The sequence below is a fragment of the Micromonospora tulbaghiae genome (assembly GCF_900091605.1).
Lineage (GTDB): Bacteria > Actinomycetota > Actinomycetes > Mycobacteriales > Micromonosporaceae > Micromonospora > Micromonospora tulbaghiae.
Genome location: NZ_FMCQ01000001.1, coordinates 418,972 through 434,519, shown reverse-complemented (window position 1 = coordinate 434,519; position 15,548 = coordinate 418,972). Strand labels below are relative to the sequence as shown.

Below are 15,548 nucleotides of genomic sequence, written 5' to 3'. Positions count from 1 at the left end.
TCAGGGCAGCCGGGCCTCGACCTGGCCGGACACCACGCGGCTGGGGAGCACGATCTGGTCGTTGGCGGCCGGACCGTGCACCACCTCGCCGCCGTCGAGCCGGAACGCGCTGCCGTGCCAGGGGCAGACCACGCAGGCGTGGCCGTCGATCTGCTCCACCTTGCCCTCGCCGAGCGGGCCGCTCTGGTGGGGGCAGCGCTCCAGCATCACGCTGACGTCGTCGCCGTCCCGGTAGAGGATCACCGGGACGTCGTCGATCTTCTTGGTGACCAGCTCGTGCCGGGGCAGGCTGCCCAGGTCGCCGACCCGGTGCCACCCGTCGCTGATCAGGTGCATCTCGGAGACGCTCTGGCTGGCCTGGGCGCCCTGCTTGTACGCGAGGTGCCCACCCAGGTAAGCCCCACCGCTCGCGGCGGACAGCCCCAGATAGGACAGCGTCCGGCCGAGTCCGTGGCGCCCGTTGAGCCGGGCCGCCAACGAGCCGGCGTACAGCGCCAGGCCGACCGTGTTGGCGGCGGCGTGCACCAGCCCGATCCGGCGCTGGTCGCGGGTGAGCGTGGCCCAGTCGTTGAGCCCGGCGACCGCCGCGGGCACCGCGCTGACCGTACCGAGGCCCACCAGCGCGGTGGCGGCACGGCGCTGGCCGGGCAGCAGGTCCACCACGGCGGCGGAGATCCAGGCGCCGACCGGCACCTGCACCATCGCGGGGTGCAGCGGATGGCCGAGCCACACCCCGTGCAGCGCGTCGCGCACCCGTTGCGAGCGCAGCGTGCCCTCAACGGCGCGCTGCAACCGGTCACCCACCCGGTCGAGACCGGTGGCCTGTTCGATCTTCGTCAGTAGTTCGCGCACCCGTTCCGACTTCCCGGCAGGAGAGCCCCCAAACCGGACGCCCCGGAATTCCCTCGCAGGTGCGTCGCGGGCATGCTTTGCCCATGGGGGTACGCGTCGAGCACGCCGGTGCCGTGACCACTGTGATCCTGGACCGGCCCGAGGCCCGTAACGCCGTGGACGGGCCCACCGCACGAGCGCTGGCCGACGCGTTCCGCGCGTTCGACGTCGACCCGGACGCGGCGGTCGCGGTGCTCTGGGGCGCGGGCGGCACATTCTGCTCGGGTGCCGACCTCAAGGCCGTCGGCACGCCGCGCGGCAACCGCGTCGAGCCCGACGGGGACGGACCGATGGGCCCGACCCGGATGCGACTGTCCAAGCCGGTGATCGCCGCGATCTCCGGGTACGCGGTGGCGGGCGGGCTGGAGCTGGCGCTCTGGTGCGATCTGCGGGTCGCCGAGTCGGCCGCGACGCTCGGCGTGTTCTGCCGACGCTGGGGCGTACCGCTGATCGACGGCGGGACGGTCCGGCTGCCCCGGCTGATCGGCGAGAGCCGCGCGATGGACCTGATCCTCACCGGCCGTCCGGTGCGCGCCGACGAGGCGTACGCGATGGGTCTGGTCAACCGGCTTGTCGCGCCGGGCGAGGCCCGCGCGGCGGCCGAGGAGCTGGCCGCCGGAATCGCCCGGTCCCCGCAGACGTGCCTGCGCAACGACCGGGCGGCGGTGCTGGCCGGCGCGGGGCTGCCCGAGCCGGAGGCGATGGCGGCCGAGCTGGCCTACGGCCTGGAGTCGCTCGCGGTGGACGGGGTGCGCGGCGCCGGCCGGTTCGCCGACGGTGCCGGCCGGCACGGCGCGCCGGCCGGCTGAGGCGTCACTTCAGCGCGCGCAACGCGTCCTCGATGGCGCGGTGGAACGTCGGGTACGCGTAGATCATGTGCCGGAGCTGGCTGATCGGCACCGCCGCGTGCACCGCCACGACGAGCGCGGAGAGCACCTCGCCACCGGCCGGTCCGGCCGACGTGGCGCCGACGAGGACGCCCTGGTCGGCGTCGGCGATCAGCTTGATGAACCCGGCGTTGCCGGTCTTGTGGATCCAGCCCCGGGCCGACGAGGTGAGGTCGGCGTACCCGACCTGGACGTTGACGCCGCGCTCGCGGGCCTGCTGCTCGGTGAGGCCGACCGCGCCGACCTCGGGGTCGGTGAACGTGACCCGGGGCAGCGCCCGGTAGTCGGCCACCGGGACACTGCCCGGCGCGGCAGTCGATCCGCCCGCGCTCATCGCGCCGCCGACCGCGCTGACCACGCCGGCCGCGCCGCCGACCACACTCGCGGTGCCGCTGGCGTCCGGGCCACCCTTGGTACGCCGCATGTGGTCGAGCAGGTCCGCCACCACGATGCCGGCCTGGTACATGGCGATGTGGGTGAACGCGCCCTCGCCGGTGAGGTCGCCGACCGCCCAGATCCCCCGGGTGACGTGCATCCGGTCGTTCACCGGCAGGTAGCGCTGACCGGCGTCCACCCCGACGGTGTCCAGGCCCAGTTCATCCAGGTGCGCCTTGCGGCCGGTCACCACGAGCAGCTTCTCGCCGGTGAACTCGGCGCCGTCGGCGTGCACGGTGAACGTGTCGCCGTCGTGGCCGACCCGGCCGGCCTTGACGCCGGTGTGGATCTCCACCCCGTCGGCGCGCAGCGCGTCGGCGGCGAGCGCGGACGCCTCCGGCTCCTCGGCGGCGAGCACCCGGTCGGCCGCCTCGATCACCGTCACCCGCACGCCGAACCGGGCGAAGACCTGGGCGAGTTCGAGCCCGATCGCGCCGCCGCCGAGCACCAGCAGCGACGCGGGCAGTTCCTCGACCTCGATGGCCTGGTGGTTCGTCCAGTACGGCGTGTCGGCCAGCCCGTCGATCGGCGGGACCGAGGGCCGGGTGCCGGTGCCGAGGACCACGCCGTAGCGGGCCTGGAACACCTGGTCGCCGACGTGTACCCGGTTCGGGCCGTCGAGCCGCCCGCTGCCCCGGACGAACCGGCCGCCCTTGCCGGTGAACCGGTCCACCGCCACCTTGTCGTCCCAGGTGTCGGTGGCCTCGGCCCGGATCCGCTTCGCCACCGGCGCCCAGTCGGGCTGCACCTGGGCGGACCCGGCCAGCTCGTTGACCCGGTGCGCCTCGGCCAGCGCGTTGGCCGCCCGGATCATCATCTTGCTCGGCACGCACCCCCAGTAGGGGCACTCGCCACCGACCAGGTCCCGTTCGATGCCGACCACGGTGAGGCCGGCCTCGGCGAGCCGCCCGGCCACCTCCTCGCCGCCGACGCCGAGCCCGACCACGACCACGTCCACCAGTTCCGGCTCCGCCATTCCGCAAGCATTCCGCACCTCCGGGGCACCGGCCACCGCACCGGCCCGGAATTCCCGCGCCGGTAAGAACGCGACCGCCTACCGTGGCCGCATGCACGCGCGCTTCGCCCCGGTCCGGGACTGCTTCCACGACCTGTTCGCCACCGGCCGCGAGACCGGCGCGTCGCTTTCGGTGTGGCACGACGGCGTACCGGTGATCGATCTGGTGGGCGGCACCACCGCCGCGGTTCCACCCGGCACTGTCGTACCGGCCGCCGGGGCGGACCGGCCGTGGCTGCCGGGCACGCTCGTCGACGTCTACTCGGTCGGCAAGCCGGTGGTCGCGCTCTGCCTGCTTCTGCTCGTCGACCGGGGCCGGGTCGACCTGGACGCGCCGGTCTCGGCGTACTGGCCGGGGTTCCGCGCGTCGGCCACCGTACGGCAGGTGCTCGCCCACACCGCCGGGCTGCCCGCCTTCCCGGTGCCCCGGCCCGCCGCCGCCGTCGCCGACTGGGATCTGCTCTGCGCCGACCTGGCCGCGGCCGAGCCCGAGTGGACGCCGGGCGCCGTCGCGGGCGAGCACGCCTGGACGTACGGGCACCTGGTGGGCGAGTTGGTCCGCCGGGTGGACGGGCGGCCGGTGGGCCACTTCCTGGCCGAGGAGATCGCCGGACCGTGGCGCCTGGACCTGGCCTTCGGGCTGGGTGAGGCCGACCGGCGGCGGTGCGCCGACGTGTCGTACGCCGATCCGGCCTGGCCGGACGCGATGCGCGGCGAGCCGGGCTCGTTGCGGGCGCGGGCGCTGGACAACCCGCCGGGCGGGCGCGACGTCGCGATGGTGAACAGTGACCTGTGGCGCGCCGCCGAGATCCCGGCGGTGAACCTGCACGCCACCGCCGCCGGGCTCGCCCGGCTGTACGCGGGCCTGCTCGCTGGCGGCACCCTGGACGGGGTGCGGCTGTTCAGCCCGGAGCTGGTCGCGGAGGCGACGCGGGTGCAGTACTCCGGCCCGGACCTGCTGCTGGACCGGCCGGTGGACTGGACGCTCGGCATGCAGTGGGAGCCGGACGGCAGTTGGGGCATGGGCGGGATCGGCGGCAGCAGCGCCTGGGCGGACCCGGAGCGCGGCTACACCTTCGCGTACGCGACCGCGCGGCTGGCCGACCACGACCGGGTGGAGGAGCTGGTGGAGGCGTTGCACTCCTGCCTCTGACCTCCCGTCACGTTCCGTGATTCCGGGGTGTCGTCACGCAGCGCATTCGGACGGCCGAGCAGCGGCGTCTTCCCTTTTCCGACTTTGCTCTGCAGCCATCGGCGCAGCACTGCGCTGAGCAGGGATTTCCTCGCAGGTCCGAAAACCGCACGAGGCCGGTGAGGTCACTTTCCGCAACCAATGCGGATATGGCTGCAGAGCAAAGGGGACGAGAGGCGGAAGGCCGCGGCGGGTAGGGAATGACTGAGCGTGACCCCGGCGGGCAGCGGGCCGCGACCGGGCAGCGGGCGGCGAGCAGCGAGCGGCGAGCGGCGTCAGCGGAGCCAGACCGGGTCGGTGCCGGGCACCTCCAGCGGCGGCGGGTAGTCGAGTGTGCGGCGTACCTCGTCGGGCAGCCGCCACGGCTGGTGGACCGCCTTGCCCGCCACCGACGCCAGCTCGGGCACCCAGCGCCGCACGTACGCACCGTCGGGGTCGTAGCGCTCGGCCTGCCGCACCGGGTTGAAGCCCCGGTACGGCCGGGTGTCGTTGCCGGTGCCGGCCACCCACTGCCAGTTGCCCGAGTTGTTGACCCGGTCGCCGTCGAGCAGCCGGCGGAAGAAGACCTCCAGGCCGGGCCGCCAGTCCAGCCCGAGGTGCTTGGTCAGGTAGCCGGCGGTGATCAGCCGGGCCCGGTTGTGCATCCAGCCCTCGGCGCGCAGCTGGCGCATGCCGGCGTCCACGATCGGCATGCCGGTCCGCCCCTCGGCCCAGGCGTCGAGCGCGTGCGGGTCGTCGCGCCAGCCCTCGCGCGCGCCGCGCCGGTAGGCGACCGTGGACAGGTCGGGGAAACCGGCGACCACCTGGTGGTAGAAGTCGCGCCAGCAGAGCTGCCTGACGAACGGTCCGTCCCGGTCGCCCGCCCGGTTCGCCACGGCCAGCGGCGACACGCACCCGAAGCGCAGGTACGGGCTGAGCCGCGAGGTCTCGTCGCCGGCCATGTCGTCGTGGATGTCGTCGTACCTGTCGAGGGTGGGCAGCCAGGCGGTGAGCCGGCGCGTGGCGACGGTCTCGCCCCCGGCGGCGGCATCCGGGCTGTCGCCCTTCGGTGGGTCGGGCAGTCGGCCCGGGTCGACGCCGTCGGGCAGCCGGACCCGCTTCGGTGCGGCCAGCTCGTCCCGCCACCGCACGCCCTGCCAGGCCCGGAAGTAGGGGCTGAAGACGCGGTAGTGGTCGCCGCCACCGGGGCGCAGCGCACCGGGCTCGACGATCGTCAGCCCGGGGAACACGCGCAGGAACATCCGGTGCCTGTCGCACTCGGCACGCAGGCGTCGTTCCCGGCGGTGCGCGTAGCGGCTCACGTCGGCGGAGAGGCCGATGCCCTCGGCGCCCACCTTCCGCGCCAGTGCGACCGTCTCGGCCACCGGGTCGCCGCGCCTGATCACCAGGTCGCCGCCGCGCTTGCGCAGCGCCTCGCGCAGGTCGGCCAGGCTCTGGTGCAGGAATCGGATGCGATTGGGTGAGAGCTTCTGCAACGCCGGGTCGAGCACGTAGAGCGGCACCACCCGGTCGAACGCGGCGCAGGCGGCGGCGAGCGCCGGGTGGTCGTGCACCCGCAGGTCGCGGGTGAACAGCACCACCGCCGTCCGGCCGGTCATCCGGCCAGGGCCGGTTCCAGTGCCGGGCCGGGCACCCGCACCGGCGTGCCCGACGGGGTGAGCAGCGCCCGCGCGGCCACCGCCATCCGGCGCCGCCGCGGCACCAGGGCACGGCGGACGAAGACGTCGTAGTCCTGCGCGGCCACCTCGTCGAGGATGCCGCCGTAGAGCGCGTACGCGGTGCGCATGCACGCCTGCGAGGCCGGGTCGAGCAGCGGGATGCCCGGCGCGGCGGCCACGTAGTGGGCTTGGGCGCGGGTCACCTCGTACTCGATCAGCTCGCGGATGCGCGGCGTGGTGCGGCCGGCGGCCTTGGCCGCGAGCAGGTCTTCGCGGGTGACGTCGAACTTGGCCATGTCCTCGTCGGGCAGGTAGGTCCGGCCCCGGTCGAGGTCCTCGGCGACGTCCCGGATGAAGTTGGTGAGCTGGAACGCGAAGCCGAGCTGACGGGCGGGCTCGCGGGCGGCGGCCGGGTCGGAGCTGCCCAGGATCGGCAGCATCATGGTGCCGATGACCGCGGCCGAGCCCTCCATGTAGTCGAGCAGGTCGTCGTAGGTCGGGTACGACATGACCGTCAGGTCCATCGCCATGCTGCGCAGGAACGACGCGAAGTCGCCGCGGTCCAGGTCGAACACGGCGATGGTGTGCAGCACCGCGGGGAGCAGCGGGTCGGCGACCGACGCACCGTGCAGCCCGGCGACGAATCGATCCGACCACTCGCGCAGCCGGGCCGCGCGCTCGGCGGGCGGCAGGTCCTCGGTGCGGTCGACGATTTCGTCCGCGTACCGGGTGAATCCATACAAGGCGTGCACATGCCGCCGTTTCCAGGCGGGGAGCAGCCGGGTGGCGAGATAGTAGGTACGGCCGTGACGCCGGTGCAGCTCGCGGCAACGGTCATAGGCAGCGGTCAGATCCGTGTCCATCGGCCCTCCTCAGTTTCGACGCAGCAATCGACGCAACTCGTAACCCTAGGGTACGCTCGCCCACATGGCCAACGACGCAGTTGCGGGTAATGCGCTCCGCGTCGCGCCGGCTCAGCCCGGGGCGACGGACGATCCGGTCCGCGGCGTACTGGCCGCGTTCACCAAGGACCTGATCAAGGGAGTCGACGAGACGCTGGCGGCGTTCCTGGCCGCGGAGGTCGACTCGCTCAGCGAGATCGACGCAGCGATGGGTGGTTTCGCCGCGACAGCACGCGACTGCGTGATGGCCGGCGGCAAACGCGTCCGCCCCACGTTCGCGTACTGGGGATGGCGAGGTGTGGTGGGCGGGGAGGAGCCGCTGTGCTCGGTGCTCCCGGCTCTGTCCGCGCTCGAACTGCTGCACACGTTCGCGCTGGTGCACGACGACGTGATGGACGCATCCGACACCCGGCGAGGGCTGCCGACCGCGCACCGGGCCGCCGCCGCCCGCCACCGCGCCGCCGGCCACACGGGCGACCCCGACCGGTACGGCGAAGCCGTGGCCGTACTCATCGGTGATCTCTGCATGGTGTGGGCCGACCGGCTGATGGCGCATGCGGCGGTGCCGGCGGAGCGGCTGCTCGACGTGCGGCGCTGCTACGACCAGATGCGGGTCGAGACTGTCGCCGGGCAGTTCCTGGACGTGCTCGGAGAGAACGACTCGGCGAACTGGACCGTCGACCGGGCGCTGCGTGTGGCCCGGTACAAGACCGCCAGCTACACCGTCCAGCGTCCGCTGCTGTTCGGTGCCTGCCTGGCCGGCGCCGACGCGGACGACCCGCTCATCGCCGCGTACACCCGGTACGGGCTGGCCGTCGGCGAGGCGTTCCAGCTCCGCGACGACCTGCTGGGCGTGTACGGCGACCCGGAGACCACCGGCAAGCCGGCCGGGGACGACCTGCGGACCGGCAAGCCGACCGCGCTGCTGATGCTGGCCCGGCAGCTCGCCGACCCGGCGCAGCGCCGGGTTCTGGAGCGGGCCGGCTCGGTCACCTCGGGAGACGAGGTGGACCGGCTGGCCGACGTGGTCCGGGACACCGGGGCCACGGGCCGGGTGGAGCGGATGATCTCCGACCGGGTGACCGAGGCGCTCGCCGCGCTCGGCACCGCACCGATCGACGAGACCGCGCGCACAGCGCTGACCGGGCTCGCCACCGCCGCCACGGCGCGGCGGGCATGATGAGCAACTTCGCGAGCAAGGGGGCCGGAATGCGTACCGTCAAGGGACGGACCGACCGGGTGGTCGTGGTCGGCGCCGGGCTGGGTGGGCTGGCCTGCGCGCTGCACCTGGCCGGCAGCGGCCGGCAGGTGACAGTGCTGGAACGCGAGCCGGTGCCGGGCGGGCGCGCCGGGCGGCTCAGCGTCGACGGGTACGAGTTCGACACCGGCCCGACGGTCCTCACCATGCCCGACCTGATCGCCGAGGCGCTCGGCGCGGTGGGTGAGGAGCTGACCGACTGGCTCGACCTGACCCCGCTCGACCCGGCGTACCGCGCCTACTACCCGGACGGGTCGACGCTCGACGTCATCACCGACACCACCCGGATGGCCGCCGAGATCGCCCGCGTCTGCGGCCCCCGGGAGGCGGACGGCTACCTGCGTTTCGTCGACTACGCCCGCAACCTCTGGCAGTGGGAACGGGCCGACTTCATCGAGCGCAACCTCGACGCGCCGACCGACCTGCTCACCGGCAACCTGTTGAAGCTGTTCGCCAACGGCGCCTTCCGGCGACTCCAGACGAAGATCAACCAGTTCTTCCGCGACCCGCGTACCCAGCGGATCTTCTCCTTCCAGGCCATGTACGCGGGCCTGTCGCCGCACGACGCGCTGGCGATCTACACGGTCATCGCGTACCTCGACTCGGTGGCCGGGGTGTGCTTCCCGCGCGGCGGCATCCACGCGGTCTCGCGCGGCATGGCCGGCGCGGCCGAGAAGCACGGCGTGCAGTTCCGGTACGGCACCACGGTGACCCGGGTGGAGACCGCCAACGGCCGCGCCACCGGCGTGATCACCGCGGACGGCGACTTCATCCCCGCCGACACGGTGGTGCTCAACCCCGACCTGCCGGTCGCCTACGAGGACCTGCTCCCGCCCAGCCGGCAGCGCAAGCTCACCTACTCGCCGTCCTGCGTGGTGCTGCACATCGGTTCGACGCAGGGCTATGGCAAGATCGCCCACCACAACATTCACTTCGGGCGCTCCTGGAAGGGGACGTTCGACGAGGTGATCCGCCGAGGCGAGCTGATGACCGACCCGTCGCTGCTGGTGACGAACCCGAGCCGCACCGACCCGTCGGTGGCGCCGCCCGGAAAGCACACCTACTACGTGCTCGCGCCGGTGCCGAACCTCGAACGCGCGCCGTTCGACTGGACGGGCGACCTCACCCAGCGGTACGCCGAGCAGCTCGTGACCACGCTCGAGGAGCGCGGCTACGTCGGCTTCGGCGACGGCATCGAGGTGATGGAGGCCGTCACCCCGGCCGACTGGGCCGCGCAGGGCATGGCCGCCGGTACCCCGTTCGCCGCCGCGCACAGCCTCTTCCAGACCGGGCCGTTCCGCCCGTCCAACCTGCACCGGAAGCTGGACAACGTGGTCTTCGTCGGCTCCGGCACGCAGCCGGGCGTCGGGGTGCCGATGGTGCTGATCAGCGGCAAGCTCGCCGCCGCCCGGATCACCGGGGCGATGTCGTGAGCGAGCGGGAGACCCATCTGGTCGAGCTGGTCGACGACGACGGCCGGGTGCTCGGCGAGACCACCGTGGCGACCGCCCACCAGCCACCCGGGCGGCTGCACCGCGCCTTCTCGGTGCTCCTCGTCGATCCGCAGGGGCGGGTGCTGTTGCAGCAGCGGGCCGCGGTGAAGACGCGGTTCCCGCTGCGCTGGGCGAACTCCTGCTGCGGCCACCCGCTGCCCGGCCAGTCGCCGGCCGAGGCCGCCAACCGGCGGCTCGCCGAGGAACTCGGCGTCGACCCGGTCGACCTCACCGAGGTGGGCGTCTACCTCTACTACGCCGAGGACCCGGCGACCGGACGCGTCGAGTTCGAGTACGACCACGTCCTGCGCGCCGACGTACCGGCCGACCTGGTCACGCGGCCCGACCCGGACGAGGTGGCCGACCTGCGCTGGGTCGACCCCGGCGCGGTGGTGGCCGACCTGGACGCCCACCCCCGCGAGTACGCCCCGTGGCTGGGCGGTGTGGTCAACCGGCTGTTGCACCCGACCGACGCGTCCCGGCCGGGCGTACCCGCCACCGAGGCACCGGAGCGGTCGGGTGGCCGATGAGGCGCTGAGCGCGGGGGCCGTCGCACGCCGACTGGGCGTGGCGGTCACCACGCTGCGTACCTGGCACCAGCGCTACGGTCTCGGTCCCAGCGAGCACGTACCGGGCCACCACAGGCGTTACACGCCGGCCGATCTCGCACGGCTGGAGATCATGCGTCGGCTGACCGCCGAGGGGGTCGCGCCCGCGGAGGCCGCCCGCTGGGCCCGGCAGACGCCGGCCGTGCTGCCTCCGGAGCGGCTCGGCCTCAAGGCAAGGGCCTCGACGGTACGCGACGGCGGCGGCGCCGCCATCCCGGTCGGCCGGGCCGGGCCTGCGGCGCGCGGCCTGGCCCGTGCCGCGATGCGTCTGGACTCGGTGACCATCGGCCGGACCATCACTGACGCGCTCGCCACCGACGGGGTGGTGGCGACCTGGGAAGGGCTGCTGCGGCCGGTGCTCGCCGGCATCGGGGAGCGGCATGCCGCCACCTCCGCGCTGATCGAGGTGGAACACCTCATGTCTCGGTGCGTCTCGGTGGCGTTCGCCACGGTGGCCCGGGCCCACCCGACCACGGGGCCGCCCCGGATCCTGCTCTCCTGCGCCGACGAGGAGCAGCACTCGCTGCCGCTGGAGGCGCTCGCCGCCGCACTGGCCGAGGCCGGTGTGAGTTATCGCATGCTCGGGGCCCGGGTGCCGGTGCCCGCCCTGGTGGAGGCGGTCAACCGGACCGGTCCGGCGGCCGTGGTGCTCTGGTCGCACACCCGCGCCACAGCCGACCCGTGCCAGCTCACCGCGCTGCTGACCGTCCCGCGCCGGCCGCTTCTGGTGCTTGCGGCCGGGCCCGGCTGGCGGGCCGACTCGCTGCCGGCCGGGGTGGTCCGGCCGGTGGATCTGGCCGAGGCGTTGTCGCTGGCCGTGGCGGTACGGGACTCGCTGGACCAGTCGACGACGAGCTGAACCCCTCTCCCGTTCCGGGTCGGCGTCCACTACGGTCGGAAAGTCCGTCTGACCCCGACCCCTCCGGGAGCGACGAATGCGTCCACGCGCCCTGTCGGTGCTCGCCCTGGGCCTGGTGCTCCTCGTCACCGGCTGCGGCGAAGCCGGCAAGTCACCCGAAAAGGCCGCCGCACCGCCGTCGGCCTCGGCGTCACCCTCACCGACGCCGGTGACGAAGCCCTCACCGACCCACACCACTCCCGCGAAGCCGAAGCTGCGCCCGGTGCCGAAGAAGCTGCCGGCGGGCCTGCACCGGGCCAGCGGGAGCGGCGGCGTGGCGCTCACCTTCGACGACGGACCGGATCCCCGCTACACCCCGCAGATCCTGGCCCAGCTCCGGGCAGCCCGCGTGAAGGCCACTTTCTGCGTCGTCGGCCAGCAGGCCAAGCGCTACCCGGAGCTGGTCGCCCGGATCGTCCGCGAAGGTCACCAGCTCTGCAACCACAGCTGGCACCACGACGTGAACCTCGGCCGGCGGTCCGCCGCCGAGATCCGGGCCGACCTGGAACGGACGAACGAGGCCATCCACGCCGCCGCGCCCAAGGCGCCGATCACCTGGTTCCGCCAGCCCGGCGGCCGCTGGACGGCCGAGGAGGTCACGATCGCCAGGCAGATGGGCCTGCGCCCGCTGCACTGGAGCGTCGACCCGCAGGACTGGGACCACCCACCGGCGAAGACGATCATCAAGCGGGTGAAGGGCGCCACCCGGCACGGCTCGGTCGTGCTGATGCACGACGCGGGCGGCGACCGGGCCCAGACGATGGCTGCCTGCCGGCACCTGATTCCGGACCTGAAGCGGAGGTTCGGCATCGCCCTACCGCGCTGACCTGCGGTTTTTCCCGGCCCGGCGGTCATGCCGATACCGGTTTGGTCGTCCGCGCAGGCATGACATATGCTTCTCCTGCCTCCGGCGGGGCCGGATGGGAGCAAGTCCGCTTGAAGTTGCGAGTGTGCAATGATGGCGGGGCCGCCCTCATCGTCTAGCGGCCCAGGACGTCGCCCTTTCAAGGCGGTAGCACGGGTTCGAATCCCGTTGGGGGCACGGTCCGGCTCGCGCCGGATGCAACACCAGCCAGGTCCTGTGGAGCAGTTGGAGTGCTCGCCGCCCTGTCAAGGCGGAGGTCGCGGGTTCAAGTCCCGTCAGGACCGCAAGCGCTGACGCCGCGCAGCTCCATGCGCGGCGTTCTGCGTATCGGCCCGTGCGGTAGCATGTGCCGAGCAGCACGGCCAGGTAGCTCAGTTGGTACGAGCGTCCGACTGAAAATCGGAAGGTCGGCGGTTCGACCCCGCCCCTGGCCACATAGCCTTTCGCCGGGCTACAGGAACGCCGACCAGCGGAGACGCAGGTCGGCGTTCTGCTTTTCACCCCGGCAAGCCCGTCTGTCCGGTCCGGTCGCGGCTGACGTGAGGTGATCAGCCCAGACGAGCCGCCTCCGCCCGCAGATGCTCGACAAATTGCGTGACCGCCGGCGGCGACGTCCTGCCCCGCACGGTTGCCGCGAATACCTGCCGTACCGACTCGTCGTCGGGATGCAGGCGTAGCAGGGCGATGTCCGGCGGGGTTCCGCGTACCGCCAGGGCCGGAACCAGAGCCACCCCCAGCCCGGCGGCGACGCATCCCAGCTTGCCGGTCCACTCGGCCGCGACGATGTCGATGCGCGGCGAGAAGCCGCTGGGCAGGCTTGCGCGGAGCAGGCTGTTCTCCGCGGTGGCCGAGCCCACGACGAACGCGTCCTGGGCGAGGTCCGCCAGGCGCACCGAGCGGCGGCGTGCGAGCCGGTGGTCACGGGCGACCGCGACCAGGAGCCGCTCGTCGAGCAGATGTCGCAGTTCGAATCGTTCGCGGTCCAGCTCGCCCGTGGGCGAGGTGCTGACCACTGCCACATCCGCCTCCTCCGTGAGCAGGCGCTCCAGCAGCCGCGGCGTCACGCCCTCGACCAGCGACAGCGAGATCTCGGGGTAGGCCGAGCGGAACGACGCCATCGCCCGGGGTACGAGAGCCGCGACAGCGGTCGGGAAGGCACCTACGCGCAGCCGCCCTCGGCCGAGCCCGCGCAGGCCGTCGAGGTCACGCCGGGCCGCGGCGAGCCGGTCGAGGACCGCCTCGGCGTGCGGGAGCAACTCTCGTCCCTCCTCGGTGAGGGCGACGCCGCGGGGCAGCCGGTCGAAGAGCCGAGCGCCGATGTCGGCCTCGAGCGCGGCGATCTGCCGGGAGACAGCCGACTGGGTGAAGCTGAGGGCGCGGGCGGCGGTCGTGATCGAGCCGTGCCGCGCGACGGTGCGGAACACCTCCAGCAGCTGAGTCTCCATGGCAGGCATGGTAATCGCGCATGGCAGGCATGCGAGACATTCGTTGGTCGCATTGCTTTCATCGGCCTAGCGTTACGACGTGAAGATCATCGCGGTCCTCGGGACAGGACACATGGGTACGTCGATCGCGCACCGCCTCCTGGCCGGTGGCAACCGGGTCCGAGTGTGGAATCGCAGCCCGGAGCGTTCGGAGCCGCTCGCCGCGGTCGGCGCCACGGTGGCCGCGAGCCCGTCCGCCGCGGTCGACGGGGCCGACGTCGTCGTCGTCATGCTCGCCGACGCCGACGCGGTCGAGACGGCGCTGTTCGGGCCGGACGGCGCCGCCACCGCGCTCCGACCCGGGACGGTCGTGGTGCAGATGTCGACGATCGGGCCGGACGAAGTCCGAGCAGTGGCGGGCCGGCTTCCGGCGGGCGTCTCACTCCTCGACGCCCCCGTCGGCGGCAGCGTCGACGCCGCCCGGGCCGGCACGCTGGCGATCTTCGCGGGCGGCTCCGCCGATGCCGTGGAGAGGGCGGCTCCGGTGCTCGAACAACTCGGTTCGGTCCGTCACTGCGGTCCGATCGGCGTAGGCGCCGCCGTCAAACTCGTCGCGAACACGGGCCTGGTCACGGCTGTCGCCGCGCTGCACGACGCGCTCACTGTCGCCGCGGCGCTCGGTGTCGACAGGCAGACCGCCCTCGACGTGCTCGGCCGTGGGGCCCTTGCCGGCGCGGTCGGGCGGGTCACCGCCCCGGGCGCCTCGTTCGCAGTCGCGTTGGCGGCGAAGGATGCGCGGCTGGCGCTGCGCCGCCCGGTGCCGGCTCCCGTGCTCGCGGCCGCCCTCGACCTGATGCAGGCCGCGCCGGACCAGGACGCGGATCTCTCCTCCCTCGTCTCAGCCGAACACCTGAAGGGATGCTGATGCGCCTCACCCTGGACAACCCCGCATCCGTCGCGGCCCCGTTCGGCGACCGCTTCGCGCACGTCGCCCGGATCGATGTCGGCGGCGGCGCGCTGCTGATGCTCGCCGGACAGGTCGCCGTCGACGACGACGGCGAGGTGGTGGCCCCCGGAGACCCCGGCGCCCAGGCCGAACGGATCTTCGAGATCGTGGGCGGCGTGCTCGCGGCGCACGGCGCGAGCTTCGACGACGTGCTGCACATCCGCACGTTCATGACGGACCTGGCCGACCTTCCGGCGTACGCGGCCGTCCGGCGCCGCCTCTTCCCGGGGACACCACCGCCGGCGAGCACGACTGTCGAGATCAGCAAGCTCTTCCTGCCGGGCGCTGTGCTCGAGGTCGAGGTCACGGCCGTGGTCCGGTCCCGCCAGGGGCTCGACACTCGCGCGGCGTAGCTGAACCGGCGGGCAGGATCCCCACCGGCGGACACGCCGATGGGGATCCTTGCCGTATCCGGGTCAGACGGTGGCGGGCTGCGCCGCCGTGTCCGAGGCGCAGCAGGCGCTCTCGGTCACCTTCTCCAGCTGCGGCGAGTCGGCCTTGACCGTGTAGACCTCCCACGGCTCGTCGCCGGGGCCGCGTACCCAGACCTTGTCCTGGAGCGCGTAGCAGCACTCGGTGTCGTTCTCCTCCAGGGTGATCAGGCCGGACTCGGTGAGCCGGCCGGTCGCGGCGTTGACCTCCTCGGTGGTGGACACCTCGACCCCGAGGTGGTCCATCACCGTCGGCAGGCCGGGCTCACCTTCGAGGAGTACGAGCTTCAGCGGCGGGTTCTCCACCGCGAAGTTGGCGTAGCCGGGGCGACGCTTGGCCGGCTCGACGCCGAACAGCTTGCTGTAGAAGGCCACGGAGCCTTCGAGGTCGGACACGCGCAGGGCGAGCTGGACGCGGGACATGTGAGCTCCCTGTCTAGATGCTTGTCGAATCAGGACCAACTTTGCCTTCTGTTTTGACGTCTGTCAACCTAGAGAACTGTCGAAACAAGCGCTGCCGCTTGCGTTGTTAGGTTTGCGATGCAAACCTATTTGGGTCACAGCGCATCGGCTGCCGGGAGGAAC

15 protein-coding genes and 3 tRNA genes are annotated in these 15,548 nt (G+C 73.0%); 12 read left to right on the top strand and 6 right to left on the bottom strand.

The window, feature by feature from the left end; all coding sequences use genetic code 11:
* Window positions 1-852 carry a Rieske (2Fe-2S) protein gene (locus GA0070562_RS02080; protein ID WP_091414199.1) on the bottom strand — a complete coding sequence of 284 codons (852 nt, stop codon included), beginning with the start codon at window positions 850-852 and terminating at the stop codon, window positions 1-3.
* Window positions 853-935: 83 nt separating this feature from the next.
* Here GA0070562_RS02080 and GA0070562_RS02075 point away from each other — a divergent pair, with 83 nt between their 5' ends.
* Window positions 936-1,700 carry a crotonase/enoyl-CoA hydratase family protein gene (locus tag GA0070562_RS02075; protein ID WP_091414196.1) on the top strand — a complete coding sequence of 255 codons (765 nt, stop codon included), beginning with the start codon at window positions 936-938 and terminating at the stop codon, window positions 1,698-1,700.
* A gap of 4 nt (window positions 1,701-1,704) precedes the next feature.
* On the opposite strand, the gene GA0070562_RS02070 is transcribed toward GA0070562_RS02075, so the two are convergent.
* Window positions 1,705-3,189, bottom strand: a complete 1,485-nt coding sequence (locus GA0070562_RS02070; protein WP_091414194.1) for a dihydrolipoyl dehydrogenase family protein — start codon at window positions 3,187-3,189, stop codon at window positions 1,705-1,707.
* A gap of 91 nt (window positions 3,190-3,280) precedes the next feature.
* Here GA0070562_RS02070 and GA0070562_RS02065 point away from each other — a divergent pair, with 91 nt between their 5' ends.
* Complete coding sequence (locus GA0070562_RS02065; protein WP_091414191.1) at window positions 3,281-4,381, top strand: serine hydrolase domain-containing protein; 1,101 nt, start codon at window positions 3,281-3,283, stop codon at window positions 4,379-4,381.
* Between the two features lie 314 nt (window positions 4,382-4,695).
* On the opposite strand, the gene GA0070562_RS02060 is transcribed toward GA0070562_RS02065, so the two are convergent.
* Both GA0070562_RS02060 and GA0070562_RS02055 read right to left on the bottom strand, forming a co-directional pair.
* Complete coding sequence (locus tag GA0070562_RS02060; protein ID WP_091414189.1) at window positions 4,696-6,018, bottom strand: cryptochrome/photolyase family protein; 1,323 nt, start codon at window positions 6,016-6,018, stop codon at window positions 4,696-4,698.
* Entirely contained in the window at window positions 6,015-6,941 is a 927-nt protein-coding gene (locus tag GA0070562_RS02055) for a phytoene/squalene synthase family protein (protein ID WP_091414187.1), read from the bottom strand. The genes GA0070562_RS02060 and GA0070562_RS02055 overlap by 4 nt, the downstream gene beginning before the upstream one ends.
* A 64-nt stretch (window positions 6,942-7,005) precedes the next feature.
* Here GA0070562_RS02055 and GA0070562_RS02050 point away from each other — a divergent pair, with 64 nt between their 5' ends.
* From GA0070562_RS02050 to GA0070562_RS02015, 8 genes are all read left to right on the top strand, one after another.
* Window positions 7,006-8,160: a polyprenyl synthetase family protein gene (locus GA0070562_RS02050; RefSeq protein ID WP_091414185.1), complete on the top strand. Its 1,155-nt coding sequence runs from the start codon at window positions 7,006-7,008 to the stop codon at window positions 8,158-8,160.
* A gap of 29 nt (window positions 8,161-8,189) precedes the next feature.
* Window positions 8,190-9,671, top strand: coding sequence for a phytoene desaturase family protein (crtI, locus tag GA0070562_RS02045; RefSeq protein WP_175438593.1), 1,482 nt, complete (start codon window positions 8,190-8,192; stop codon window positions 9,669-9,671).
* Window positions 9,668-10,261: an isopentenyl-diphosphate Delta-isomerase gene (gene idi / locus GA0070562_RS02040; protein ID WP_091414182.1), complete on the top strand. Its 594-nt coding sequence runs from the start codon at window positions 9,668-9,670 to the stop codon at window positions 10,259-10,261. The genes crtI and idi overlap by 4 nt, the downstream gene beginning before the upstream one ends.
* Window positions 10,251-11,198: a MerR family transcriptional regulator gene (locus GA0070562_RS02035; RefSeq protein ID WP_091414180.1), complete on the top strand. Its 948-nt coding sequence runs from the start codon at window positions 10,251-10,253 to the stop codon at window positions 11,196-11,198. Before idi ends, GA0070562_RS02035 begins: the two co-directional genes overlap by 11 nt.
* A gap of 76 nt (window positions 11,199-11,274) precedes the next feature.
* Window positions 11,275-12,063 carry a polysaccharide deacetylase family protein gene (locus tag GA0070562_RS02030; protein WP_091414178.1) on the top strand — a complete coding sequence of 263 codons (789 nt, stop codon included), beginning with the start codon at window positions 11,275-11,277 and terminating at the stop codon, window positions 12,061-12,063.
* A 143-nt stretch (window positions 12,064-12,206) separates the two neighbouring features.
* Window positions 12,207-12,279: transfer RNA gene (locus GA0070562_RS02025), tRNA-Glu, on the top strand.
* 33 nt (window positions 12,280-12,312) lie between these two features.
* Window positions 12,313-12,386: transfer RNA gene (locus GA0070562_RS02020), tRNA-Asp, on the top strand.
* A 76-nt stretch (window positions 12,387-12,462) separates the two neighbouring features.
* Window positions 12,463-12,536 (top strand) — tRNA-Phe (locus GA0070562_RS02015).
* A 114-nt stretch (window positions 12,537-12,650) separates the two neighbouring features.
* Here GA0070562_RS02015 and GA0070562_RS02010 read toward each other — a convergent pair.
* On the bottom strand, window positions 12,651-13,547 hold the full coding sequence (locus GA0070562_RS02010; RefSeq protein WP_091414175.1) for a LysR family transcriptional regulator: 897 nt from the start codon (window positions 13,545-13,547) through the stop codon (window positions 12,651-12,653).
* Between the two features lie 79 nt (window positions 13,548-13,626).
* On the opposite strand from GA0070562_RS02010, the gene GA0070562_RS02005 reads away from it, so the two are divergent.
* Together GA0070562_RS02005 and GA0070562_RS02000 are read left to right on the top strand one after the other, a co-directional pair.
* Window positions 13,627-14,451: an NAD(P)-dependent oxidoreductase gene (locus tag GA0070562_RS02005; RefSeq protein WP_139135417.1), complete on the top strand. Its 825-nt coding sequence runs from the start codon at window positions 13,627-13,629 to the stop codon at window positions 14,449-14,451.
* On the top strand, window positions 14,451-14,885 hold the full coding sequence (locus GA0070562_RS02000; protein ID WP_175438592.1) for a RidA family protein: 435 nt from the start codon (window positions 14,451-14,453) through the stop codon (window positions 14,883-14,885). Before GA0070562_RS02005 ends, GA0070562_RS02000 begins: the two co-directional genes overlap by 1 nt.
* A gap of 63 nt (window positions 14,886-14,948) precedes the next feature.
* Here the strand turns inward: GA0070562_RS02000 and GA0070562_RS01995 are convergent, their stop codons facing one another.
* Window positions 14,949-15,386, bottom strand: coding sequence for an ArsI/CadI family heavy metal resistance metalloenzyme (locus GA0070562_RS01995; protein ID WP_091414169.1), 438 nt, complete (start codon window positions 15,384-15,386; stop codon window positions 14,949-14,951).
* Window positions 15,387-15,548 lie beyond the last annotated feature (162 nt).

Bases quoted from the DNA above. Each gene is read 5' to 3' on its own strand.
- GA0070562_RS02075 (WP_091414196.1), top strand. From the start codon at position 936: ATGGGGGTACGCGTCGAGCACGCCGGTGCCGTGACCACTGTGATCCTG.
- GA0070562_RS02070 (WP_091414194.1), bottom strand. From the start codon at position 3,189: ATGGCGGAGCCGGAACTGGTGGACGTGGTCGTGGTCGGGCTCGGCGTC.
- GA0070562_RS02065 (WP_091414191.1), top strand. From the start codon at position 3,281: ATGCACGCGCGCTTCGCCCCGGTCCGGGACTGCTTCCACGACCTGTTC.
- GA0070562_RS02060 (WP_091414189.1), bottom strand. From the start codon at position 6,018: ATGACCGGCCGGACGGCGGTGGTGCTGTTCACCCGCGACCTGCGGGTG.
- GA0070562_RS02055 (WP_091414187.1), bottom strand. From the start codon at position 6,941: ATGGACACGGATCTGACCGCTGCCTATGACCGTTGCCGCGAGCTGCAC.
- GA0070562_RS02050 (WP_091414185.1), top strand. From the start codon at position 7,006: ATGGCCAACGACGCAGTTGCGGGTAATGCGCTCCGCGTCGCGCCGGCT.
- crtI (WP_175438593.1), top strand. From the start codon at position 8,190: ATGCGTACCGTCAAGGGACGGACCGACCGGGTGGTCGTGGTCGGCGCC.
- GA0070562_RS02030 (WP_091414178.1), top strand. From the start codon at position 11,275: ATGCGTCCACGCGCCCTGTCGGTGCTCGCCCTGGGCCTGGTGCTCCTC.
- GA0070562_RS02010 (WP_091414175.1), bottom strand. From the start codon at position 13,547: ATGGAGACTCAGCTGCTGGAGGTGTTCCGCACCGTCGCGCGGCACGGC.
- GA0070562_RS02000 (WP_175438592.1), top strand. From the start codon at position 14,451: ATGCGCCTCACCCTGGACAACCCCGCATCCGTCGCGGCCCCGTTCGGC.
- GA0070562_RS01995 (WP_091414169.1), bottom strand. From the start codon at position 15,386: ATGTCCCGCGTCCAGCTCGCCCTGCGCGTGTCCGACCTCGAAGGCTCC.